Source organism: Streptomyces longisporus (genome assembly GCF_039532765.1).
Classification (GTDB): Bacteria; Actinomycetota; Actinomycetes; order Streptomycetales; family Streptomycetaceae; genus Streptomyces; species Streptomyces longisporus.
The window spans coordinates 43028-66447 of the sequence record NZ_BAAASG010000009.1 but is presented as its reverse complement, the minus strand read 5'-3'; the positions used below and the strand labels follow the sequence as shown (position 1 = coordinate 66447).

Below are 23420 nucleotides of genomic sequence, written 5' to 3'. Positions count from 1 at the left end.
CGGGCGGTGTACCGGAAGTGATGCTGCTGCGACACCGAGTCACAGCAGATCGCGCAGGGACCGGTCTCGGATCATGAGGGCGGCCCGCTTGGCGGGCAGGTCGACCTCGGCGGCGAACCGGAAGCCCGCGCTCAGAAAAGCAGCGACGGAGGGGGTGTTGCGAAGGTCGGGTTCCGCAATGACGCGTGCGCAGGCGGGCCGCTTGTCCAGGGCGAGGTCGGCCACGGCTCTGAGCAGGGTGCTGCCGAGCTTGCGGCCTCGGTCGGCGACCCCGCCGATGAGGAGGTGCAGTCCGGTGTCGTGAGGCCGAGCGGGATAGTGGCGGGCCACCGGGTCGAGGTCCGCGCGGTAGATCTCCCAGTAGCTCATCGGTGTGCCCTCCAGCACACCGAGGCACGGAACACTGCGTCCGTCGCCGCAGAGCTGGGCCCGCAGGTGGCTCTCGGTCCGGGTCGTAGGGCCGGCCAGCTCCCAGAACTCCGCGACGGCAGGGTCGTTCATCCACCGGCTGATCAGCGATAGGTCCCGCTCGACGTGCACGGGCACGAGGTGGAACACACCCGCGGGTGTGACGACCGGCCCCCAGTGCGCCACACGGTCGAGGAGGTCGTCGTCGGCTCTGGTGACGGTAACGGGCGGTGCCGGATCTTCGCACCGGCTTCGTGGCTCCTCGGAGTCCGTTTCCGCTGCAAACAGTGCAAGCAGTTCGCCGGGCAGCCGCAGGTCCAGAGTGTCCTCGTTGTCCGTGCTCGCACCGGTGCCGCTCTCGGTCGCGACGGGGCTCGAGTCGGCGCCGAGCTCGGTGCCGGGGACGGTGGCTGCGTGTGCGCTGGCGTCGGTGGGAGGCACGGCGCCGCTCCTCTCAGAAGACGGGATGGGGCATGTTCCTCAGAAGCGAAGGGAGTTGACGGGGGTCGGCGGTGGGTTTCAAAAACGCAGGGGGTTGGCGATGGTGACGTAGACGGACTGGGTGTCGACCGGGCCGACGAGTTCGTCGAGGCCGTGCAGGCGGGTCAGCAGGTTGGCCTTGCAGCGCAGCACGGGTGAGTCCAGGAGGTGGGCTGGAAGTGACGTGCCCAACCGGGCAGGGCCGGAGGCGACGTCGCTCAGGAAGTGGCGGAAGGCGGCGAGCAGCAGCTGTTCGTCGGCGAGGCGCTGGGAGCCGAAGGCACCGATGAGGCCGAGCACGTTGTTGATCGCGAGGTAGTAGGCGAAACGCTCGTCGGTGACCTCGTCGGAGACGAAGGTGTCGCTGTGCTCGCCGATACCGGGTAGCCGGGCGTCGAGCTGGGTGCGTCGGGACTCCCGGAAGTAGTAGCCCTGGTTGTCGCGGTAGCGGCCGCCGGCGGGCCAGCCGTCGGCGTCCAGCAGGAGCAGCGTGTTCTGTTGATGCGCCTCCAGGGCGATGCCCGCCTCCGCGTCCAGCCACAGCACGGGGCGGACGACCTGCTGGAGGTAGCGCAGGAACCACTCGACGGCAACGGCCGTACGGGGACGACCGGTTCGGCCCGCAAGGCGCGTGACCACCGTGGCCAGCCGGGACTGCAGAAGCGGCGGGCCGTCCTGCGGGCGGCGCGCTGCGTCCGCCGACTTGCTGCCTGTCGCGGCCTGCGGCCGGGGCGAGACGAGGCCGGCGATGCAGGAGACGTCGTCGGACGGGCCGAACGGGTTGTGGCGGATCATCACGTCGAGTCCGGCCACGGGGCTGCCGTCCGGCGCGTCGACCGCGAGCCAGGCGGGGTCGCGAACGATGTCGAACCCGGGGTGGGCAGCCTGCCACTGCCTGAACAGGCCGCTGCGCAGCAGGCGGTGGACCTCGACACCTCGGTGCAGTTCCTTGCGGAGGTTCTCACGACGGGAGTTGGTGATCCGCAGGCCCAGCGACAGTTTGAGCATGGCAGCAGAGCCGGTCCGGTGCACGGTGCGTACGGAGGAGGTGGGATGCCAGGGCGAGCCGTGCGCGCCTAGGTCACGGAGGAGCCCGGCATCGAACAGGGGCGCGGTGTCGGCGCGTTGCCGCACCTCGCGCAACTGCCAAGGGTGCAAGGGAAGGGCTGCGTAGCCGTCGGGCAGCGTCAGCTCGGCTTCGGCGAGCCGTGCCATGAGCTGGGGCGCGGGGACAGGACGGCCGCGCTCGGTCCACGCGGAGTCCCAGGCGAGTACAGAAGGGGCGACAGCCAGCCAGTGCAGAGGGAAGGAGCCGCGCAACTCGGGTGAGTACGACCGCGCCTCGGCCTCGGAGAGACCTTCGCGGCTCTTGGGAGTGGGATGCAGCGGGTGCCCGAGTACGAGTGCCTGCTCGGCGGAGAGGAAGAGGTCCGGTCCGTCGGAGGGACGCTCCCGGCGCTCGCGGATGAACGTGCTGGTACGGCGGAGGGAGTCGGCGACGCGGGCGACGAGGTCCGGGCCGGATGTGCAGGCGACTGGCGTGGGGGCCGATGTCGGGGCGGTCGAAGGACGGCTGGCGCCAGTGGTGCCGGGTTCGGCGGTCGCGGGCGGGACGGCCGTGTCGTTGCCACGGTCAGGCGTTTCCCTGGTCAGCAGTGCGGCGACGGTGACCGCGTCGGCCGGTCGGGCATGTGCCGGAGCGTTGGCGAGGAGGGGGAGACCGAATCGGTGCCATCCCGTCGGGGACCAGTAATGGACGGGGACGAGGAGGGCCGTGCCGCTGGCGGGCAGCGGGATACGGAGGGTGCCGTCCCCGGGGGCGGGAAGGCCGGCTTCGCGCACCCAGCAGCGCAGCAGGTTCTCGACCGCCGCGGCCTCGGCTGCGGTGTGCGGGTCGGGATGCTCGAGGAGATCGGCGTCGGCGTGACGCCGGCTCTCCGCGACGGGGGCTTTACGCTGCTCCGGAACCCGCTCGATCGAGCGACCGTCCCGCGAGGTTCCGCCCTCGGCCGAAGCCCGAGCCGGCCTCTGTTCCGACTCCCGCTCCGCACCCCGCCCCAGCTCCCGTGCAGCCGCTCGTCCCTGCTGACGAGGCGCTGAGGGGGTCGCCCGTGGTGGCGGAAGCTGCTGCGAGGACGGTGCTTCGGAAGGGCCTCGCTCGGGGGCGTGGGTGCGGGCGTCGGATGCAGGGGTGGGGTTCAAGGCGGTCCTCGTGGGTGGTTCGGGTTCGCGCGGTGACGAACCTGGGCCTTACTGCGCTGTCGACGAAGTGGAGGTATGGGCGTCCTGGTTGGAAGAGTTCGGGGCGTTCAGGGGGTGCGAGGCGTGCGCTGGTATGGACGTTGGTGCCGACGGCACGGACGAGCGGGCAAGCATCAGGTGCCGTGGTGGCTCGCCCGCTCGGCGCGCTCGCCCAGTCGTCGGTGCTGGGGATCGGATCCGTGAGGCCGTCGTATTCCAGGTGGTCGGCCGGAGCGGTCGCGGGCCGCTGTTTCCACGGCGTCGGCCAGTCGGTCCAGTACGGCAGCCGCCTGTTCGTCGCTGATCGTCAGTGGCGGGAGGAGCCGCACGACGCTTGCGTGGCGGCCCCCCACCTCGACGATGAGGCCACGTCGCAAGCACTCCCGCTGGACAGCGGCCGCGAGTTCGGGATCGGCCGGGCGCGGGCTGCCGGCGCGGGAATCCGGCACCGCCGCCGGAGTCGTCCCGCGGTTGAGGGGCTCGCCATCCACCGGACGATCGGGCCGGACGCGGCGCCCTGCGCAATCCCCCTCCGCATCCACGAACTCCAGCCCGATCATCAGCCCCCGTCCGCGCACATCCCCGATGCAGGGAAACTCCCCTGCCAGGGAGCGGAGTTGGGTGATCATGCGGGAGCCGAGGGTGGCCGCTCGCTCGGCGAGGTGGTTTTCTCGGACGTAGGCCAGGGTGGCCGTGCCTGCGGCCATGGCGAGCTGGTTGCCGCGGAAGGTGCCCGCGTGGGCGCCGGGTTCCCAGACGTCGAGGTCGTCGCGGTAGACGACCACGGCAAGGGGGAGGCTGCCGCCGATGGCCTTGGAGAGGACCATCACGTCAGGGGTGATGCCACTGTGCTCCACCGCCCAGAAGGCACCGGTCCGCCCCACCCCCGTCTGGACCTCGTCGGCGATCAGCGGGATGGAGCGGGCCGATGTGATCGTCCGCATGCGCCGCATCCACTCGTCCGGCGCGGGGATCACCCCGCCCTCGCCCTGGACGGGTTCCAGGATCATCCCCGCGGGATGGCGCACCCCCGACTTGGGGTCGTCGAGGACGGACTCGGTCCAGTGTGCGGCGAGTTCGGCGCCACGGGGCCCGCCGACGCCGAAGGGGCAGCGGTAGTCCTGGGGATAGGGAAGGCGGGCGACTCGTACGTCCGAGGCGTCCCCGGACGCTTCAAGGGCTCCGGCGGTCATGCCGTGGTAGGCGCCGGTGAAGGCCAGCAGTCCGGTGCGGCCGGTCGCGGTGCGGACGAGCTTGAGCGCGGCCTCCACCGCGTCGGTGCCCGCCGGCCCGCAGAACTGCACGCGCGCGTGGTCGGCGAGGCCGCGGGGCAGGGTGTGGAACAGCTCGGTGACGAAGGCGTCCTTGACGGGGGTCGCCAGGTCGAGGACGTGCAGCGGGGCACCCGAGTCGAGGACTTTGCGGATGGCCTCCAGCACCACGGGGTGGTTGTGGCCGAGGGCGAGCGTCCCGGCTCCGGAGAGGCAGTCGAGGTAGCGGCGGCCGTCGGCACCCTCGATGGTCAGCCCCCGGGCCCGGACCGGCACGATCGGCAGGGCACGCGCATAGGTGCGCGCCGCCGACTCGCGCGCCGACTGCCGCCGCAGGATCCCCTCGTGCGCGGCCCGGCCGGCAGAGGAGACCTCACCGGCAGCACGCCGTCCAAGAGTCCCCTCGGACGCACTCCCGCCGCATGCAGACTCGGCCACGACTCCCTGTCCTCCCACCGGGGAACCGCACACGGACAGCAGAACCCCCACCGGTACCAACCCGCCGCAGCTCACCGGGTTACGGGTTGCCTCAAGATCCTTTCCGTGACGGAACCGTTGCCGTTCCATCGGAAGTCCCCCACAGCGAGCGCATAGTGTGTGATGCCGTTCCAAGGAGCCGTGAAGGCACCTGGGATCACCTGCTTCGGGCGTGGATTCACGGCCGCAGCACCCGATTTGTTCAGTTCATCCCAGGGGGAGTCAGCGCATGCGAACCATCAGGCCGTCCGTCACCGTTCGCCGGGAGAGGGGTGCCCGCCGCAGAACCTCCCCCGTTCTGGCCGCCGTTGCCCTCGCATCGGCGCTGGCACTCACCGTCACCGCCTGCAACTCGGGCAACGACAAGGCCGACGGCCAGGCCTCTGCGTCCGCCTCAGCGAGTGACACCGGCAGCAGCGGCGACGGCAAGATCAAGATCCCGGACGACATCAAGAACAAGCTCAAAGAGCACGGGTTCGACATCGACAAGTGGAAGCACGGCGCCTGGAAGAACTGGAACAAGGACGACTGGCTGCGCGAGGCCGACGAGTTCATCAACCCGATCATCAAGGGTCTGTGGAACCCGGACCGGATGCGGAAGGCCAACGACCCCGACAAGGGCGTCAACGAGAACGACCTCTCCGGCGACCAGGGCGTGACCGACCCCACGCCGGCACCCGTGGACGCGAAGGCCGTGGCGCCTCCGTACCACGCCAACGCGGCGGCGTCCGGGAAGGTGTTCTTCGACTCCCCCGAGGGCACGATGGTCTGCTCGGCGACGGTCGTGGAGGACCCGGCCCACCCCGGCAAGTCGAACCTCGTGTGGACGGCGGGCCACTGCGTGCATGCCGGCAAGAAGGGCGGCTGGTACCGCAACATCGCGTTCGTGCCGTCGTACAACAACGCGGGCAGGTCGGCCGCCCAGCTGCAGAACGCCACCAGGGAGGAGGCCGCTCCGTACGGCGTCTGGTGGGGCGACTGGGCGCAGACCTCTCAGCAGTGGATCGAGAAGGGCGGCGAGACGGGCGGTGACGGTGCCTCCTACGACTACGCCGTCATCCATGTGACGCCGGAGAAGGGCGGCAACGGCAAGTCGCTCGAGGAGACGGTCGGTTCGGCACTGCCTGTCGACTTCAACGCTCCGGCCGTGCCGAAGGTTTCCAGCATCACCGCGACCGGCTACCCGGCAGCCCCGCCGTTCGACGGCCAGAAGATGTTCCGGTGCACCGACAGGCCGGGACGGCTGTCGATCAACGCCTCGGACCCGACGATGTACCGCATCGGCTGCACCATGACGGGCGGTTCGTCCGGCGGCGGCTGGGTCGCGACCGGCTCGGACGGCAAGCCGGCGCTGGTGTCCAACACCTCGATCGGCCCGGTGACTTCGGGCTGGCTGGCCGGACCGCGGCTGGGTGCTGTGGCCAAGGGTGTGTACGACTCGGTGAGCAAGAAGTTCGCCGGTCAGTAGAGCTGCTCATGCTGAAGGCCCGCCCCTCGGTGGCGGATTCTAGGGATCGTCGCAACACGTGGTCGTGTGGATCAGGCCGCGAGCAGTTTATGCAAACGCTCGGCTGGGGTTTCCCAGCCGAGCGTTTTGCGTGGCCGGCCGTTGAGTTCGGCCGCGACGGCGTCCAGGTGCTCGCGGGGGTGGACCGAGAGGTCGGTGCCTTTGGGGAAGTACTGCCGGAGCAGGCCGTTGGTGTTTTCGTTGGAGCCGCGCTGCCAGGGGCTGGCCGGGTCGCAGAAGTAGACCGGGATGCCGGTCGCGACGGTGAATGCGCCATGAGCGCCCATCTCGCTTCCCTGGTCCCAGGTCAGGGACCGCGTGAGGTGTGAGGGCAGGGTCTCGACCGTGGTGACCAACGCGTCCCGGACGCTCTCGGCGCCGTGGTCGCCGGGCAGGTGCAGGAGCATGACGTAGCGGGTGGCGCGTTCGACCAGGGTGCCAATGGCCGACTTCCCGTCCTTGCCGATGATGAGGTCGCCCTCCCAGTGCCCGGGCACGGCCCGGTCCTCCGCCTCGGCAGGACGTTCGCTGATCATGACCATCGGGGCGGAGAACCGCGGCTGGCGCTGCTGGGCCTGGCGGCGCGGCTTGCGCCGGGCGCGACCGGTCCGAAGGGCGCGGGCAAGCTCGCGGCGTAGCTCTCCACGTCCTTGGATGTAGAGAGCCTGGTAGACCGTCTCGTGGGCCACGTGCATCTCCGGCCGCTGGGGAAACTGTGCCCGAAGAGCCTGACAGATCTGTTCCGGACTCCACCGAAGACGCAGGCGGCTCTGGATGAAATCCCGCAGCTCCGGGTTCTGTCCGATCTTCCCCGGCTTGGGGCGGGGCCTGCGGGCATCCGCGCGGGCCTGGGCAGCGTGCGGCCGGTACTGCCCGCCCACCGGGTGCCGGTTGCGGCGGATCTCCCGGCTGATGGTGGACGGGCTGCGGCCCAGCTCAGCGGCGATCGCCCGGACGGTCGCCTTCTCCCGCAGCCGGTCGGCGATGTGGATCCGGTCGCCCTCGCGCAGGTACCGGGACGAACCACAAGGCGGCACCACCGTGCCGATCGGTGGTGCCGCCTTCTGCCTGCCGTCGGCGCTACGGCCGTTGCGCCACTTCCTGCCGGTCCGCTCGTCGATACCGACCAGCCGGCAGGCTTCCTTGTTGCTGTAGCCCTGCTGCACGAGCCGGGAGTATTCCGCGCGCTCCCGACTCAGCTTCACAGGCCCCTGAGCCGTCCGGTCCCCACGGATCTCGAAGTCCATTGCATCCCCTGAACTGGGGTGTTGCAACGACCTCTAGAACTGAAGGGTGAAGGGGCGGCCCTTTGGCGATGCTCGGTTCTGCGGTGATCCGGCCTGCGGCTCAGACCGCCGGGGCCGGGACATACGGCGCGAGGTCCGCCGCCAGTTCCTCGTGCACCCGCACCTTGAGCAGCGTGCCCTCCGGGGTGTGCTCCTCGGAGATCACCTCGCCCTCGTCGTGCGCGCGGGCGACCAGCTTGCCGTGGGTGTACGGCACCAGCGCCTCGATCTCGACGGACGGCCTGGGCAGCTCGTTGTCGATGAGCGCGAGCAGCTCCTGGATGCCCTTTCCGGTGCGGGCCGAGACGGCGATGGAGCGCTTCTCGATCCGCATGAGCCGCTGAAGGGCCAGCGGGTCGGCCGCGTCCGCCTTGTTGATCACGACGATCTCGGGTACGTCGGTGGCGCCGACGTCCCTGATCACCTCGCGCACTGCGGCCAGCTGCTCCTCCGGCGCCGGGTGCGAGCCGTCGACCACGTGCAGGATCAGGTCGGACTCGCCGACCTCCTCCATGGTGGAGCGGAACGCCTCGACCAGGTGGTGCGGCAGATGCCGTACGAAGCCGACGGTGTCCGCCAGCGTGTACAGGCGCCCGCTCGGGGTCTCCGCGCGGCGGACGGTCGGGTCCAGGGTCGCGAACAGGGCGTTCTCGACCAGGACACCGGCGCCGGTCAGGCGGTTGAGCAGCGAGGACTTTCCGGCGTTGGTGTAGCCCGCGATGGCGACGGACGGCACCTTGTTGCGCTTGCGCTCCTGGCGCTTGATCTCGCGGCCGGTCTTCATCTCCGCGATCTCCCGGCGCATCTTCGCCATCTTCTCGCGGATCCGTCGCCGGTCCGTCTCGATCTTGGTCTCACCGGGACCACGGGTGGCGAGGCCGCCGCCCTTGCCGCCGCCCATCTGCCGGGACAGCGACTGACCCCAGCCGCGCAGCCGCGGCAGCATGTACTGCATCTGTGCGAGCGCGACCTGCGCCTTGCCCTCTCGGGACTTGGCGTGCTGGGCGAAGATGTCGAGGATCAGGGCCGTACGGTCGATGACCTTGACCTTGACGACGTCTTCGAGGTGGATGAGCTGGCCGGGGCTGAGCTCACCGTCGCAGATGACGGTGTCCGCGCCCGTTTCGAGAACGATGTCCCGCAGCTCGTAGGCCTTGCCGGAGCCGATGTAGGTGGCCGCGTCGGGCTTGTCGCGGCGCTGGATCACACCGTCGAGCACGAGCGCGCCCGCGGTCTCCGCGAGGGCTGCGAGCTCCGCGAGGGAGTTCTCCGAGTCCTGCACGGTCCCCGTGGTCCAGACGCCGACGAGCACGACACGCTCCAGGCGGAGCTGGCGGTACTCGACCTCGGTGACGTCCTCGAGTTCGGTGGAGAGGCCCGCCACACGGCGCAGAGCCGCGCGCTCGGAGCGGTCGAACTGGTCGCCGTCCCGCTCTCCGTCGATCTCGTGGCTCCAGGCGACGTCCTCTTCCATCAGGGCATCGGCCCGAAGACGCTCGGGGTAGGTGTGCGCGAAGCGCTCAGTGTCCTGGGAAGGGGATGAAGAGGAGGTCATTGGATCCTTACGTCGATGGGGATTCCGGTACGGCGATCGCGAGAGCGGTCACTGTGGACAACGTACGGGCACCCCGGGACATTCCCCGCGACCCGTGCCGCCGACCCGAAGATGGTCGCACGGCACGGCCCGTCCGGTCATCGCCTTATTTCGCGGATTTCACGGCCTGCGCACCGGGTGCCGCCGGCTTCCAGTCGGGGTGGCCGGGCATCGGCGGGGTCTTCTTGCCGTACAGCCAGCCTGCGAAGAAGCCGCTCAGGTCGCGCCCGGAGATCCGGGAGGCGAGCCGTTCGAAGTCGGCGGTGGTGGCCGTACCGTCGCGGTGGAGGCTCACCCAGGACCGCTCCAGGCGCTCGAAGGCGGGGTTGCCGATCTCCTGGCGCAGGGCGTAGAGCACGAGCGCGGCACCGTCGTAGACGTTCGGCCGGAAGATGCTGATCTTCTGGCCGGGGTCGGGCGCCTTGGGTGCGGCCGGCGGCCCCCCGGCGGCGCGCCAGCCGTCGGAGGCGGCGTACGCGGCCTTCATGCGGGTCTCCATGGGCTTGTGTCCCACCTCCTCCGCGTACAGCGCCTCGTACCACGTGGCGTGCCCTTCGTTGAGCCACAGGTCGGACCAGGTCCGCGGGCTGACGCTGTCGCCGAACCACTGGTGGGACAGCTCGTGCACCATGATCGACTCGACGTACCACTTGGGGTAGGTGTGGCCGGTGAACAGCTCCTTCTCGAAGAGAGAGAGCGTCTGGGTCTCGAGTTCGAAGCCGGTGGACGCCTGTGCCATGAGCAGGCCGTAGGTCTCGAAGGGGTAGTGACCGACCTTGCTCTCCATCCAGGCGATCTGGTCGGGGGTCTTGGCGAGCCACGGTTCGAGTTCCTTGACGTCCTTGGTGGGCACGACGTCGCGCATGGGCAGGTGGTGCGGCCCGGTGCGTTGCAGCACGGTGGAGCGGCCGATGGACACCTGGGTGAGCTCGGTGGCCATGGGGTGCCGGGTGCGATACGTCCAGGTGGTCGACCGGGAGCCGCGCTCCACGCCGGTCGGCAGGCCGTTGGCCACGGCGGTGTAGTCGTTGGGGGCGGTGATCCGGATGGTGAACAGCGCCTTGTCGGAGGGGTGGTCGTTGCAGGGGAACACCAGGTGCGCGGCATCGGCCTGGTTGGCCATGGCGAGCCCGTCCTCGGTGCGCACCCAGCCGCCGTCCTGGTCCTTGGCGGCCACGGGGTCGCTGGTGTGCCGCACGGTGATCCGCGTCCAGGTGCCCCGGGGCAGCGGCCTGGCGGGCGTGACGACGAGGTCCGCACCCGCACTGGTGAACGTGGCCGGCTCACCGTTGACCTGGACCGATTCGACCTTGCCGTGTGCGAAGTCGAGGTTCAGCCGGTCCAGGTCGGCGGTCGTCGAGGCGTTGATCGTGGTGACGGCCTGGAGGGCCTTGCTGTTGGTGCCGGGATAGGTGAACGAGAGGTCGTACGACTGCACGTCGTAGCCGGGGTTGCCGAGGTCCGGGTAGAGGCGGTCGCCGATGCCCAGGGGAGTCGGGGGCGAGCTCGCGGCCAGGAGGCAGACGGAGACGGCGGAGGCGAGCAGTGCGCTCGCCTTCAGGCGGCCGGCAGGGCGGCGGAACCGAGCCGCGGTGCCGGGACGCGGGCCGTGCGGTCGTGGGGCCTGGGAGCGCGGGGTGAGCAGCATGGATCACGGCTATCAGCGCGCGCGTGCCGGACGGCGACGACTCGCGTTCGGCCCACCCGAATGGGTAGGTCGGGTGCGGGTGTGCGGCTCTGGCGCCGTGGGGCGCGCGGCCCGGCGCTCACCCGCCCGGCGTCTGCGCCCGGCTCACGTCGTAGACCCCCGGCACATTGCGCATCGCCCGCATCAGGGCGGGCAGGTGGGCCGCGTCCGGAAGCTGGAGGGTGTACGTGTGGCGGACGCGCTGCTGGGTGGGAGGTTCGACCGTCGCGGACACGATCTCGGCGCCTTCGAGGGCCATGGCCTCCGTCAGGTCCGCCAGCAGATGGGGGCGGACGAACGATTCGGCGAGCAGCGTGACCCGGCACTCGGTGGTGTCCCCCCAGCGCACGTCGACCTCGGCGCGCCCCCCGCTCTTCATGCGTTCCACGGCGGCGCACTCGACACGGTGGACGGTGACCACACCGCCCCGCACGGCGAAGCCGGTGACTTCATCGGGCGGTACGGGTGTGCAGCAGCCGGCGAGGCGTACGGTCGCGCCGGGCTGGTCGACCGTGATGTCGGCGGTGGTGGGACGTGAGCTCAGTCCCTCCGCCGCGGGCCGGAGGGCGACCGAGGGCTCCTCGTCGGTCTGCTGTGCCCTCTCCGGTGCTGCCTCCTGCGCCTCCTCGTGCGTCGGGTGGGCCGCGAGCCACCGCTGGATGGCGATACGGGCGGCAGGCGTGTGGGCGTGCTCCAGCCACTCCCTGGAGGGCTCGGAGGCCGGGTCCTGGCCCATGAGGAGCTGGACCGTGTCGCCGTCCCGCAGGACGGTGCTCAGCGTCGCCAGGCGGCCGTTGACGCGGGCGCCGATGCACGCGTGCGCGTCCTCGCCGTACTGGGCGTACGCGGCGTCCACACAGGTGGCGCCCTCGGGCAGTCCGAGCGTGCCGCCGTCGGGTCGGAAGACGGTGATCTCACGGTCCTGGGCGAGGTCCTCGCGGAGGGTGGACCAGAACGTGTCCGGGTCGGGCGCGGCCTCCTGCCAGTCCAGGAGGCGGGAGAGCCAGCCCGGGCGGGTGGGGTCGACGCGCTCGCCGTCGGCCGGGGTGTTCTCCTCCGCAGGCGGGGCATAGGGATTGCCGAGCGCGACGACACCGGCCTCGGCGACCTTGTGCATCTGGTGGGTGCGGATGAGGACTTCGGCGACCTGGCCGTCCGCGCGGGCGACCGCGGTGTGCAGGGACTGGTACAGGTTGAACTTGGGGACGGCGATGAAGTCCTTGAACTCCGAGACCACGGGCGTCATACAGGTGTGCAGTTCGCCGAGGACGCCGTAACAGTCCGCGTCCTCGTTCACCAGCACCAGCAGGCGGCCGAAGTCGCAGCCGCGCAGCTGCCCGCGCTTGCGGGCGACGCGGTGGACGGAGACGAAGTGCCGTGGCCGGATGACGACTTCGGCCGGGATGTCGGCCTCGCGCAGCACGCCTCGTACCTCGTCGGCGATCTCGGCGAGCGGGTCGTCGGCGCGGGAGGCGTTGTCGACGATCAACTCCCGTGTGTGCTCGTACTCCTCGGGGTGGAGAATCGCGAAGACCAGGTCCTCCAGCTCGGTCTTCAGCGCCTGGACGCCGAGCCGCTCGGCGAGCGGGATGAGGACGTCGCGGGTGACCTTGGCGATGCGCGCCTGTTTCTCGGGGCGCATGACGCCGAGGGTGCGCATGTTGTGCAGCCGGTCGGCGAGTTTGATCGACATCACGCGGACGTCGCTGCCGGTGGCGACGAGCATCTTGCGGAAGGTCTCGGGTTCGGCGGCGGCGCCGTAGTCGACCTTCTCCAGTTTTGTGACGCCGTCGACGAGATAGCGGACCTCCGATCCGAACTCCTCGCCGACCTGATCCAGGGTCACGTCCGTGTCCTCGACGGTGTCGTGGAGCAGAGAGGCCGTCAAGGTCGTGGTCTCCGCGCCGAGTTCGGCGAGAATCAGCGTCACCGCGAGCGGATGCGTGATGTACGGCTCGCCGCTCTTGCGCATCTGGCCGCGATGCGAGGACTCGGCGAGCACGTAGGCGCGGCGCAGGGGTTCGAGGTCGGCGCTCGGGTAGTGGGCGCGGTGGGCGTCGACGACATGGCTGATGGCGCTGGGCAGCCGGTCACGGGTGGCGGGGCCGAGCAGGGCGGCACGGCCGAGGCGGCGCAGGTCGATCCGCGCCCGCCAGCGCGCCGCCGGGCCTGTTACCGGACCTGGGGTCGCGGGATTCGTCGCCTCCGCACTCATGGGCACCTCCGGCTGCGTGGACCGGCGGACGGGGTGCCCCATGGCGGACACGGCTCAGGGGATGGCAACGGTCCCCCGTCCGGGCCGGTGCTTGATGCTACCGAGCCCATCACGTGCGGCTGACCGCCTCTCGCCGAGCGTGAAACGGATCACCCATTCGAGCGACGGTCTGGAGGTTTACGGTTTCGCGCCACGCGACAGGGGACCGCCTGCGATTTCGGACGCGCGGTCGCCGCCCCTGAGCAACTCCCGTGCACCACCTGGCACACAGGCCTCGGATCCCAAGCCGCCATCCCGTTCAGCGAACGAATGTTTCCAGCCACTCGGGGTCGATCTCGCCCTCGGCGACGATCACTGCGGGGCCGGTCATCTCGATCTCGCCGTCGGGCTGTTCGGTGATGACCAGGGTCCCGCCGGGCACGTCGACGGTGTACGTCACCGGGCTCCCGGTGACCGCCGGGTCGGTGCCGTCCCGGCGGGCGGCGGCCACGGCGACGGCGCACGCGCCCGTGCCGCACGAGCGGGTCTCGCCGGCACCGCGCTCGTACACGCGCAGTGCGACGTGCCGGGGGCCGCGGTCGACCACGAACTCCACGTTCACCCCGTCCGGGTAGGCGGAGGCCGGGCTGAACGGCGGCGGCTCGTACAGGTCTCCGGCGTGCGCGAGGTCGTCGACGAACGCGACCGCATGGGGGTTGCCCATGTTCACGTTCCGCGCGGGCCAGCTGCGCTCGCCGACGGTCACCGTGACGTCCCCTTCGGGGAGGCGCGCCCTGCCCATGCCGACGGTGATGTCGCCCGCGGCGGAGCCGCTGTCGGAGGCGGTCTTGGCGATGTGCACGCTCTTCACGCCCCCGCGTGTGGCCACGGCGAGGTCGCCCTCGGCGACGTGCCCGGCGCGCTGGAGGTAGTGCGCGAACACCCGCACGCCGTTGCCGCACATCTCCGCGATCGAGCCGTCGCCGTTGCGGTAGTCCATGAACCACTCGGCCTCGGCCGCCATGTGCTGCGCCTCGGGGTGCGCGGCGGAGCGCACCACGTGCAGCAGGCCGTCACCGCCGATGCCCGCGCGGCGGTCGCACAGGGCGGCGACGGCGCTCGGGGGCAGGTCGATGGAGTTCTCGGGGTCCGGCACGATCACGAAGTCGTTCTCCGTGCCGTGGCCCTTGAGGAAGGCGATGCGGGTCATACCTTGATGGTATGTGACTGTCGTTGTTCGACTGCGGGCCGGTCGGGGCTGGTCACGCCCACGCGGCGGAGCCGCATGTCGACACAGCCCCGCGCCCCTGAAAACCTCAGCGCAGCCTGGCTACGCGCCACACCGCCAGCACGACCACGGCCGCCACGACGACCACGTACGCCAGGACCACCCGCCAGTCCGGTCTGCGGCCGGAGCCCCTCGGGGGGAGCCCGGGGCCCGTGTAACCCACCCGGCGGGCGGCCATCATGCCCCAGCCGGCCGCGCAGGAGCAGATCAGCAGCCCCAGCATGGCGATGACGGCGCCGCTGTCGCCGAAGTCGAAGGCGAGCGGGAAGGCGAACATCAGGGAGCCGACCGCGGCGAGGGCGACGATGGGGGCGAGCTGCCAGATGCGCAGGCGGCGCTGCGGGCGCAGTTCGACCTCGACCTCGGGACCACCGGCGAACATCTCGTCCGGTTCGGGGCCGTCGGCCGTCACTCCGCCCTGCGTGTCGTCGGGCCCGTCGGGGCTCAGACTGTTCTCGTCCTGCTCCGACTCACCGCTCTCGACGGTGAGGGGCTCGGTGCCTTGTGCAGTGTCGCGAGGGCCGGCCTCCATCGCCACGCGCCCTCCCAACTAGGACTCCACTTGGTCGATCGAAGCTCGATGATGGCACGGCGCCGGAGGCCGGAACGGCGGCCGGAGCGTCCCGATGCCATGACGTGATCAGGCTGTAACCGGTCGTTCGACCAACGCCAGTGCGCGCTGCGGAAGTTCTGTGAGATCCGCCGCAGCCCCGCTCAGCCAGTGCACACGGGGGTCGCGCCGGAACCAGGAATCCTGCCGGCGCGCGAAGCGCTTGGTGGCGCGCACGGTCTCGGCGCGCGCCTCCTCCTCGGTGCACTCCCCGGCCAGCGCCGCGAGCACCTGCTGATAGCCGAGCGCGCGAGCAGCCGTACGCCCCTCACGCAGACCCTGCGCCTCCAGCGCACGCACCTCGTCCACGAGCCCGGCCTCCCACATCCGGTCGACCCGGCGGGTGATGCGCTCGTCGAGTTCGGGGCGGGCCACGTCGACGCCGATCTGGACGGTGTCGTAGACCGAGTCATGGCCGGGCAGATTGGCGGTGAAGGGCTGACCGGTGATCTCGATCACTTCGAGGGCCCGGACGATACGGCGGCCGTTGCTGGGCAGGATCGCCTGCGCCGCCTCCGGGTCCGCGGCGGCCAGTCGGGCGTGCAGCGCGCCGGAGCCGCGCAGCGCGAGCTCCTCCTCCAGCCGGGCCCTGACCTCGGGGTCGGTGCCGGGGAACTCCAGGTTGTCGACGGCCCCGCGGACGTACAGGCCGGAGCCGCCGACCAGGATCGGCCAGCGGCCTTCGGCGAGCAGGCCGTCGATCTTGGCGCGGGCGAGCTTCTGGTACTCGGCGACCGACGCCGTGACCGTCACGTCCCAGATGTCGAGGAGATGGTGCGTGATGCCACCGCGCTCCTCCGGCGTCAGTTTGGCGGTGCCGATGTCCATCCCGCGGTAGAGCTGCATGGAGTCGGCGTTGACGACCTCGCCTCCGAGCTGCCGGGCGAGGAAAACGCCCAGATCGGACTTTCCGGCCGCGGTCGGTCCGACGACGGCGATGACTCGGGGGGCGGGGGGTGCGCTGCTCACCGCACCAGTCTCGCAAACCCCGAGGGCACTCCTCGAACGAGTTACGTGACGGCACGGGTGCCGGGTCGTTGCCCGTTGCGAGGCTCTCGCCGCCGGTTTCGGGGGGCGGCGACCCGGGCGGCGCAAACGGGCGCACCGGACGACGCGGGATTTCACCCGCACAAGTAACGTATGGAGTGGATATGGGCGTTTTCGCACGACTTCTGCGGAGGTCGAAGGCTACCGAGGAGGCGTCAACCGCCGAGGCTCAGGCCGACACACCGACGGCCGAGCCCGCGCCGGAGGAGGCGGCAGAGGCGAAGGTGTCGGCCGAGGCCGAGGAGCCGACCGAGGGCGAACCGGAGGCGACGGAGGCCGCCGAGTCCGCCTCCGGTGAGGCCGTCGAGATCCCCAAGCAGCAGTCCGCCGAGGAAGCGGCCGACAGGGATGCCGGCGAGGACGCCCGCACGTAAGCGCCCCTGGCCCGAGTGAGCCGGAGGGGCGTGCCGAGCCCGGGAACGACGGAAAGGTGGACCATGGGTCTCCTGAACAACCTGAAGGCCAAGCTCAACCCGGCCAAGGACAAGGTCTCCGGCCTCGCGCAGCAGCACGGGGACAAGATCACGCACGGTCTCGACAAGGCCGCCAAGGTCGTCGACGAGAAGACCAAGGGCAAGTACAGCGACAAGATCCACACCGGGACGGGCAAGGCCAAGGGCGCCATGGACCGGCTCGCGCACAAGGACGACACGGGGGCAGGCGGTGGCACGACCGCACCGCCCGGGTCCACACCGCCTGCTTCCTGAACGGCACGGCACACCGACGGACGGCCGCGGGGCCCTGGGGCTCCCGGCCGTCCGCCGTACGCCCCGCGCCTCTACGACCAGGTGGCGACCACGTACCCCACGCCGTATGGCGCATCCTCGTACAGCAGCGCGCCCGCGAGGTCCGTGCCCTCGGCCGCGCCGGCGAGAACCTGCCAGGGAGCCCGGCCCGATGCCTTCAGCTCGGACGCCAACTCGGTGTCCAGCGCCTTGAGGGCCGCCACGTCCGCCGCCCCCAGCGCACGCGCGACCTCCGCGTCAAAGGGCGCCGCGCGCTCGTCGAGGTAACCGGGGGCCTTGAGCGTGCGGCAAGCGCTGGCGTCACCCATGACCAGCAGCGCCACCCGCTCGGGCCCGGCGGCGATGTCCCTTCCGACTTGAATGCACCGCTCGGCCGCCAGAGGTTCCCCCACACCGAGTCCCTCGATCGGGGCGTCGGACCAGCCGGTGCGCTGCAGCAGCCACGCGGCCACCGCCAGCGAGGGCGGAAGCGACCGCTGCGAGGCCGCCGGGGCCGCGACTTCGGCCTCGGCATGCCCGGTCCTGCCGAGCCGTACGTCCACGTCGACGCCGAAGCCGCGGAAGGAGCCCCGCGTGCCCTCCAGATACGTGCCTCGGCCGCTCTGCTCCGCGGGACCGACCACGACGAGCCGGTCGGGACGGGCGGCCGCGAGCACACCGACCGCGTCCGTGCACGCGGCCCGCGCGACGTCCATCTCGGCGGCGGCACCCGCGGCGACCTCGGGCACGAGCAGCGGCGGACAGGGGCAGACTGCGGCGACGACAAGCATGATCGGCAGGGTAACCCCGCCGATCATGCTTGGGCAGGGTAACCCCGCCGCCCGGCGGCGGGCACCGCGCCGAGCGGAGCGGTCAGTCGCAGCCGCAGCCGCTCCCCGTCGCCACCGGCAGCGGCTCGGGCACACCGATCTTCGGCAGGCCCAGCAGGACACCCGCCGGCTTCGCCGCCTCTGCCGCGTTGCGCTTCTCCCAGGCGTCGCCCGCGCGCGTGCGGCGCACGTCGAGGACGGCTCCCTCGGCGAGCAGGTGGTGCGGGGCGGCGTACGTTATCTCGACCGTGACCACGTCGCCGGGGCGCACTTCCTGCTCCGGCTTGGTGAAGTGGACCAGGCGATTGTCCGGGGCGCGGCCGGAGAGGCGGTGGGTGGCGCCGTCCTTGCGGCCCTCGCCCTCGGCGACCATCAGCTCCAAAGTGCGGCCGACCTGCTTCTTGTTCTCCTCCCAGGAGATCTCCTCCTGGAGGGCGACGAGACGTTCGTAACGCGCCTGCACGACCTCCTTCGGGATCTGGTTCTCCATGGTCGCGGCCGGGGTCCCGGGGCGCTTGGAGTACTGGAAGGTGAAGGCCTGCGCGAACCGCGCCTCACGGACGACGTGCAGGGTCTGCTCGAAGTCCTCCTCCGTCTCGCCGGGGAAGCCCACGATGATGTCGGTGGTGATCGCGGCGTGCGGGATGGCGGCCCGTACCTTCTCGATGATCCCGAGGTAGCGGTCCTGCCGGTAGGAGCGGCGCATCGCCTTCAGCACCGTGTCCGAGCCGGACTGCAGCGGCATGTGCAGCTGCGGCATCACATTGGGGGTCTCGGCCATCGCCGCGATCACGTCGTCGGTGAAGTCGCGAGGGTGCGGGGAGGTGAAGCGGACGCGCTCCAGGCCCTCGATCCTTCCGCAGGCGCGCAGCAGCTTGCTGAAGGCCTCGCGGTCGCCGATGTCGGAGCCGTACGCGTTGACGTTCTGGCCGAGCAGGGTGATCTCGCAGACGCCCTCGGCGACCAGGGCCTCGATCTCGGCGAGGATGTCGCCGGTGCGGCGGTCCTTCTCCTTGCCGCGCAGGGCCGGGACGATGCAGAAGGTACAGGTGTTGTTGCAGCCGACGGAGATCGACACCCACGCCGCGTACGCGCTCTCGCGGCGCGTCGGCAGGGTGGAGGGGAACGCCTCCAGGGACTCGGCGATCTCGACCTGGGCCTCCTCCTGCACCCGGGCGCGCTCCAGCAGGACGGGCAGCTTGCCGATGTTGTGCGTGCCGAAGACGACGTCCACCCAGGGCGCCTTCTTCACGATGGTGTCCTGGTCCTTCTGCGCGAGACAGCCGCCGACCGCGATCTGCATTCCGGGCCGCGAGGCCTTCTTCGGCGCGAGGCGGCCGAGGTTGCCGTACAGCCGGTTGTCGGCGTTCTCCCGGACGGCGCAGGTGTTGAAGACGACGACGTCGGCGTCACCGTCGGAGCCCTCGGGCGCGCGCACGTACCCGGCCTCTTCGAGCAGCCCGGACAATCGCTCGGAATCGTGGACGTTCATCTGGCACCCGTAGGTGCGCACTTCGTAGGTCTTCACGCCCACTGCCTGGCTCCGGTCGATGCTGCTCATGTGACAAGGGTAGGCGGTGCCGGAAGTGCCTCCCGCCGCCCTGTGGACAACCGGGGGCTCAGGGCTCGATGAGGCCCGCGCGGATCGCGTAGCGGGTGAGTTCCAGACGGTCGCGCATGCCCAGCTTGTGCAGCAGGTTCGCGCGGTGACGCTCGACCGTCTTCGTGCTGATGAAGAGCAGTTCGCCGATCTCCTTCGAGGTGTGGCCCTCGGCGACCAGTTTGAGGATCTCCTCCTCGCGCTCGGTGACCGGGCGCGCGGGCAGGTCGTCGCCCCGGCGCAGGCGGTCCAGGTAGGAGCGCACGAGGGCCCGCTCCGCGCCCGGGTACACGAACGGCTCGTCGCGCACCGCCGCCCGGCAGGCCCCGACCAGGTCGCGGTCGGCGGCGGACTTGAGGACGTAGCCGCTGGCTCCGGCCTTGAGGGCCTCGAAGAAGTACTCCTCGTTGTCGTACATGGTGAGCATGAGGATGCGCAGGCCGGGCAGGCGGCGGGAGAGTTCACGGGCCGCCTGGAGGCCCGTCATCCGGGGCATGGCTACATCCAGGACGGCCAGATCGACGTCACGCGCGCGTGCCAGCTCGACCGCCTGCGCCCCGTCCCCGGCCTCGGCGACCACGGTCAGATCGGGCTCGCCGTCCAGGATGAGGCGCACACCCTGGCGTACGAGTGCATGGTCGTCGGCGAGCAGCACGCGCGCGGGGGATGCCATCAGCGGCCTCCGGCGGTGACGGGGACCCGCAGGCGCACATCGGTGCCCTCCTCGGGACCGGGTCCGAGCCAAAGGTCGGCTGCTACGAGCAGCGCGCGTTCGCGCATGCCGCGGATTCCGGCGCCCTCCTGAGCCGTACCGAGGCCCTTGCCGTTGTCGCGTACGAGGAGTTCGACGCCGTCCGCAACCGGCCGGAGGCGGACCTCGGCGCGGTCGGCGCCGGCGTGCCGGGCCGTGTTGGTGAGCCCTTCCTGGGCAACGCGGTAGATCACCAGCTCCGACTCCTGGGTCAACGGGGGCAGATCGCCGGTGATGTGGTGGCGCACCGTCAACCCGTGGGTGGTGAATTCGGCGGCGAGTGAGCGCAGGGTGCTGACCAGGCCGAGTTCCTCCAGGACGCCGGGGCGCAGCCGACGGGCGATACGGCGGATCTCGTCCAGGCCCGCCCTGGTCGCCTCCTGCGCCTGGCCCACCTCCCCGCGCAGTTCTTCGGGGGCGCGATCGGCGACGCGCTTGAGCTGGAGGAGGACGGCGGTCAGGGTCTGGCCCACCTCGTCGTGGAGCTCGCGGGCGATGCGCTGCCGCTCGCGCTCCTGCGCGGACAGGGCACGGGCCGCTCCGGCCGCGCGTTCGCTCTCCAGCCGGTCGAGCATCGTGTTGTACGTCGTGATCAGCTCGGCCGCCTCCGCCGGACCGGCGACGACCGCTCGGGGGCCGGGGCGCAGCAGGTCCGCGGTGGCCATGGCCCTGCCGAGCCGCCGCAGCGGAGCGAGCCCGAGACGCAGCACGATCGCATTGCCTGCCAGCAGTGCGGTCAGGCCCACGAGGACGACCAGCGCCTCGGCCGGCAGGACGGGGGTCGACACGGTGACCGGGCCCAGCAGCAGGGCGGCGGCCGCGACCAGGCCCATGGCGTTGAGGGAGAAGATCCGCCAGAACAGTGACACGGTCCTCCCTGGTTCCGCAGGCGCTCCCGATGTGGCTCCGGCCAGCCTCGCCGTCCGCCCCCGGCCGCGTATATCCGTGACGTCACCCATGTCGCCACCGTACGGGCGGATGGCAGCATGCGAAGCGGCCGGGGTTGATCACCGGCAGACCACGACCATGCCGCCGGGACAAAGGGAGAAACGTGTCTGCGCCACGACTGAGGGCGACGCCGCTGCCGGGCATCGGGGTCCAGTACGACCTGGTGACCCGCGACCAACGCCATCTGTCGGTGGTGGCACACCGCGACGGCGCGCGCACGGTGAATGTGTACCGGGCCGACGACCCCGACTCCTGTGCCCAGTCGCTGCGGCTGTCCGGCTCCGAGGCGGGCGCGCTGATCGACGCGCTGAAGCCGTCCCATCACAGCGCGAGCCTGCTCTACGCCTCCGACCTGGGGCTGGTCGCCGAGCGGATCGAGCTGGCCGCGGCCTCGCGCTGGAACGGGCGGGTGCTGGGCGACACCCGGATGCGGACCGAGACGGGCGCGTCGGTGGTGGCGGTGCTGCGCCGGGCCGAGGCGATTCCGTCGCCGGCGCCGGACTTCCGGCTGGCGGGCGGTGACATCGTGATCGTCGTCGGCACGCGCGAGGGCGTCGACGCCGCCGCGGCGATACTCGGGCGGGAGTGAACCGGTGCACTCCGCGGTGTTGTTGATCGAGTTCGGTTCCATTCTGCTCGGCCTCGGGCTGCTCGGCCGGGCCGCCGCCCGCTTTCAGCTCTCCCCCATTCCGCTGTACCTGCTGGCCGGCCTGGCCTTCGGCGAGGGTGGGCTGCTGCCGCTGGGGGCGAGCGAGGAGTTCGTCGCCATCGGCGCCGAGATCGGCGTCATCCTGCTGCTGTTGATGCTGGGCCTGGAGTACACGGCCGGTGACCTGGTCACCAACCTGAAGGCGCACTACCCGTCGGGCCTGGTCGACTGTGCGCTCAACGCCGTGCCGGGCGCGGTCGCGGCACTGCTGCTCGGCTGGGGCCCGGTGGCCGCCGTGGTGCTGGCCGGAGTCACCTGGATCTCGTCGTCCGGGGTGATCGCGAAGGTGCTCGGTGATCTGGGCCGGGTGGGAAACCGCGAGACGCCGGTGATCCTCAGCGTGCTCGTGCTGGAGGACCTGGCGATGGCGGTGTACCTGCCCATCGTGACCGCGCTGGTGGCCGGCGCCGGGCTGCTGGCCGGGAGCGTGACGCTGGCGGTCGCGCTGGGGGCCGCGGGGCTGGTCCTGTTCGTGGCCGTGCGCTACGGGCGCGTCATCTCGCGGTTCGTCTCCAGTGACGACCCGGAGAAGCTGTTGCTGGTCGTGCTGGGACTGACGATCCTGGTCGCGGGCGTCGCGCAGCAGCTCCAGGTGTCGGCGGCCGTCGGTGCCTTCCTGGTGGGCATCGCGCTGTCCGGGGAGGTCGCGGAAGGCGCCCACACCCTGCTCAGCCCGTTGCGCGATCTGTTCGCCGCGGTGTTCTTCGTGTTCTTCGGGCTGCACACCGACCCGGCGAGCATCCCGCCCGTCCTGCTGCCCGCCCTCGCGCTGGCGCTGCTCACCGCGGCGACGAAGATCGCCACCGGCTACTGGGCGGCGCGCCGGGCCGGGATCTCCGTCAAGGGCCGCTGGCGTGCGGGCGGCGCCCTGGTGGCGCGCGGCGAGTTCTCGATCGTCATCGCCGGGCTGGCGGTGAGCGCCGGCATCGAGCCGTCCCTGGGCCCGCTGGCCACGGCGTACGTCCTCATCCTGGTCGTCCTCGGCCCCCTCACCGCCCGCTACACGGAACCACTGGCCCGGCGCCTGAACGAGCGCCGGAACGCCCGCACGGATTCCTCGGAGCCGGTGGGGGCGAGCGTGTCGGTGGGTGAACGCCGACCCTGAGTGCAGGGCCGGCGCAGGAGTCGGCCGTCACGTGTCGATCGGGCGGTGGACGGCCAAGGGCCCGTTGACGGACCGATGCGCGCAGCACGGACGTCGGAAGCCGCTGGGGGCAGCCCCCAACGGGTGGACGGTGGACAAGCCCCTCGGCCGCCCCACCTCGACGCTGATGCACCATCGCTCGCCCATCAGACGGACGGCGGGACAGGGCTCGGCGGGACTGCCGCAAGGCCTCATATGCCGTCGGGCGTCCACCCCTGTCGGCGTAGTACCGCCGACACGTCCGGGGCCTCGTAGTGGTCGCCCTTGAGGACCTTGCCGTCGGCGCGGCGGGTGACCCGGCCGTCGGGGCCCAGCTTGGTCATGTTCGAGCGGTGGATCTCGGCGATCACCGCGTCCAGGTCGATGCCGTGCACGAGGGCGGTGCCGTAGGCCACGTAGACGACGTCGGCCAGTTCGTGGGCGAGCTTGTCGAGCGGGCCCTTGACCGAGACCTCGGCGACCTCCGCGGCCTCCTCCGCGAGCAGTTCTCCGCGGTGGGCGGCCAGCGAGGGCGCGACCTCGGTGGGCGTACTGCGGGCGTCGAGCCCGACGGCGAGGTGGAATTGGCGAACCAGGTCGGCGGGCGATGAGCTCATACGGCGACTGTATCGACCGCCACTGAC

Annotated in this window: 20 protein-coding genes; 5 read left to right on the top strand and 15 right to left on the bottom strand. The window is 71.1% G+C overall.

The window, feature by feature from the left end; translation table 11 throughout:
• Positions 1-39 precede the first annotated feature (39 nt).
• The 3 genes from ABD355_RS19315 to ABD355_RS19305 all read right to left on the bottom strand — a co-directional run bounded on the left by ABD355_RS19315 (position 40) and on the right by ABD355_RS19305 (position 4739).
• Complete coding sequence (locus tag ABD355_RS19315) at positions 40-849, bottom strand: GNAT family N-acetyltransferase (protein ID WP_344401713.1); 810 nt, start codon at positions 847-849, stop codon at positions 40-42.
• 78 nt (positions 850-927) lie between these two features.
• Positions 928-2865, bottom strand: a complete 1938-nt coding sequence (locus tag ABD355_RS19310; RefSeq protein ID WP_344402056.1) for an IucA/IucC family protein — start codon at positions 2863-2865, stop codon at positions 928-930.
• A 398-nt stretch (positions 2866-3263) separates the two neighbouring features.
• Entirely contained in the window at positions 3264-4739 is a 1476-nt protein-coding gene (locus ABD355_RS19305) for a diaminobutyrate--2-oxoglutarate transaminase family protein (RefSeq protein ID WP_344402055.1), read from the bottom strand.
• A gap of 367 nt (positions 4740-5106) precedes the next feature.
• Between ABD355_RS19305 and ABD355_RS19300 the strand changes: the two genes are divergently transcribed.
• Positions 5107-6345, top strand: a complete 1239-nt coding sequence (locus ABD355_RS19300; protein WP_344401712.1) for a trypsin-like serine peptidase — start codon at positions 5107-5109, stop codon at positions 6343-6345.
• 71 nt (positions 6346-6416) lie between these two features.
• Here the strand turns inward: ABD355_RS19300 and ABD355_RS19295 are convergent, their stop codons facing one another.
• The 7 genes from ABD355_RS19295 to miaA form a co-directional block, all read right to left on the bottom strand.
• On the bottom strand, positions 6417-7631 hold the full coding sequence (locus ABD355_RS19295; RefSeq protein ID WP_344401711.1) for an IS30 family transposase: 1215 nt from the start codon (positions 7629-7631) through the stop codon (positions 6417-6419).
• A 100-nt stretch (positions 7632-7731) separates the two neighbouring features.
• Positions 7732-9225 carry a GTPase HflX gene (gene hflX, locus ABD355_RS19290; RefSeq protein ID WP_344401710.1) on the bottom strand — a complete coding sequence of 498 codons (1494 nt, stop codon included), beginning with the start codon at positions 9223-9225 and terminating at the stop codon, positions 7732-7734.
• 145 nt (positions 9226-9370) lie between these two features.
• Entirely contained in the window at positions 9371-10912 is a 1542-nt protein-coding gene (locus tag ABD355_RS19285; RefSeq protein WP_344401709.1) for a M1 family metallopeptidase, read from the bottom strand.
• A gap of 118 nt (positions 10913-11030) precedes the next feature.
• On the bottom strand, positions 11031-13166 hold the full coding sequence (locus tag ABD355_RS19280) for a RelA/SpoT family protein (protein ID WP_344401708.1): 2136 nt from the start codon (positions 13164-13166) through the stop codon (positions 11031-11033).
• A 298-nt stretch (positions 13167-13464) separates the two neighbouring features.
• Positions 13465-14355 carry a diaminopimelate epimerase gene (gene dapF, locus ABD355_RS19275; protein ID WP_344401707.1) on the bottom strand — a complete coding sequence of 297 codons (891 nt, stop codon included), beginning with the start codon at positions 14353-14355 and terminating at the stop codon, positions 13465-13467.
• A gap of 106 nt (positions 14356-14461) precedes the next feature.
• Entirely contained in the window at positions 14462-14965 is a 504-nt protein-coding gene (locus ABD355_RS19270; RefSeq protein WP_344402054.1) for a hypothetical protein, read from the bottom strand.
• A gap of 108 nt (positions 14966-15073) precedes the next feature.
• Entirely contained in the window at positions 15074-16012 is a 939-nt protein-coding gene (gene miaA, locus ABD355_RS19265) for a tRNA (adenosine(37)-N6)-dimethylallyltransferase MiaA (protein WP_344401706.1), read from the bottom strand.
• Positions 16013-16194: 182 nt separating this feature from the next.
• On the opposite strand from miaA, the gene ABD355_RS19260 reads away from it, so the two are divergent.
• Positions 16195-16464, top strand: a complete 270-nt coding sequence (locus ABD355_RS19260; protein WP_344401705.1) for a hypothetical protein — start codon at positions 16195-16197, stop codon at positions 16462-16464.
• Positions 16465-16527: 63 nt separating this feature from the next.
• Positions 16528-16797, top strand: coding sequence for an antitoxin (locus tag ABD355_RS19255; protein ID WP_344401704.1), 270 nt, complete (start codon positions 16528-16530; stop codon positions 16795-16797).
• Positions 16798-16868: 71 nt separating this feature from the next.
• Here ABD355_RS19255 and ABD355_RS19250 read toward each other — a convergent pair whose 3' ends face one another.
• The 4 genes from ABD355_RS19250 to ABD355_RS19235 form a co-directional block, all read right to left on the bottom strand.
• Positions 16869-17606, bottom strand: coding sequence for a class III extradiol dioxygenase subunit B-like domain-containing protein (locus tag ABD355_RS19250; RefSeq protein ID WP_344402053.1), 738 nt, complete (start codon positions 17604-17606; stop codon positions 16869-16871).
• Between the two features lie 82 nt (positions 17607-17688).
• Positions 17689-19206 carry a tRNA (N6-isopentenyl adenosine(37)-C2)-methylthiotransferase MiaB gene (gene miaB / locus ABD355_RS19245; RefSeq protein ID WP_344401703.1) on the bottom strand — a complete coding sequence of 506 codons (1518 nt, stop codon included), beginning with the start codon at positions 19204-19206 and terminating at the stop codon, positions 17689-17691.
• Between the two features lie 58 nt (positions 19207-19264).
• Entirely contained in the window at positions 19265-19918 is a 654-nt protein-coding gene (locus tag ABD355_RS19240; RefSeq protein ID WP_344401702.1) for a response regulator, read from the bottom strand.
• Complete coding sequence (locus ABD355_RS19235; protein WP_344401701.1) at positions 19918-20865, bottom strand: sensor histidine kinase; 948 nt, start codon at positions 20863-20865, stop codon at positions 19918-19920. Before ABD355_RS19235 ends, ABD355_RS19240 begins: the two co-directional genes overlap by 1 nt.
• Before the next feature lie 182 nt (positions 20866-21047).
• On the opposite strand from ABD355_RS19235, the gene ABD355_RS19230 reads away from it, so the two are divergent.
• Together ABD355_RS19230 and ABD355_RS19225 are read left to right on the top strand one after the other, a co-directional pair.
• Positions 21048-21533: a cation:proton antiporter regulatory subunit gene (locus tag ABD355_RS19230; protein ID WP_344401700.1), complete on the top strand. Its 486-nt coding sequence runs from the start codon at positions 21048-21050 to the stop codon at positions 21531-21533.
• Positions 21534-21537: 4 nt separating this feature from the next.
• On the top strand, positions 21538-22758 hold the full coding sequence (locus ABD355_RS19225; protein ID WP_344401699.1) for a cation:proton antiporter: 1221 nt from the start codon (positions 21538-21540) through the stop codon (positions 22756-22758).
• A gap of 230 nt (positions 22759-22988) precedes the next feature.
• On the opposite strand, the gene ABD355_RS19220 is transcribed toward ABD355_RS19225, so the two are convergent.
• A complete protein-coding gene (locus ABD355_RS19220) occupies positions 22989-23393 on the bottom strand; it encodes a pyrophosphohydrolase domain-containing protein (RefSeq protein WP_344401698.1) in 405 nt (134 codons plus the stop codon).
• Between the last annotated feature and the right edge of the window lie 27 nt (positions 23394-23420).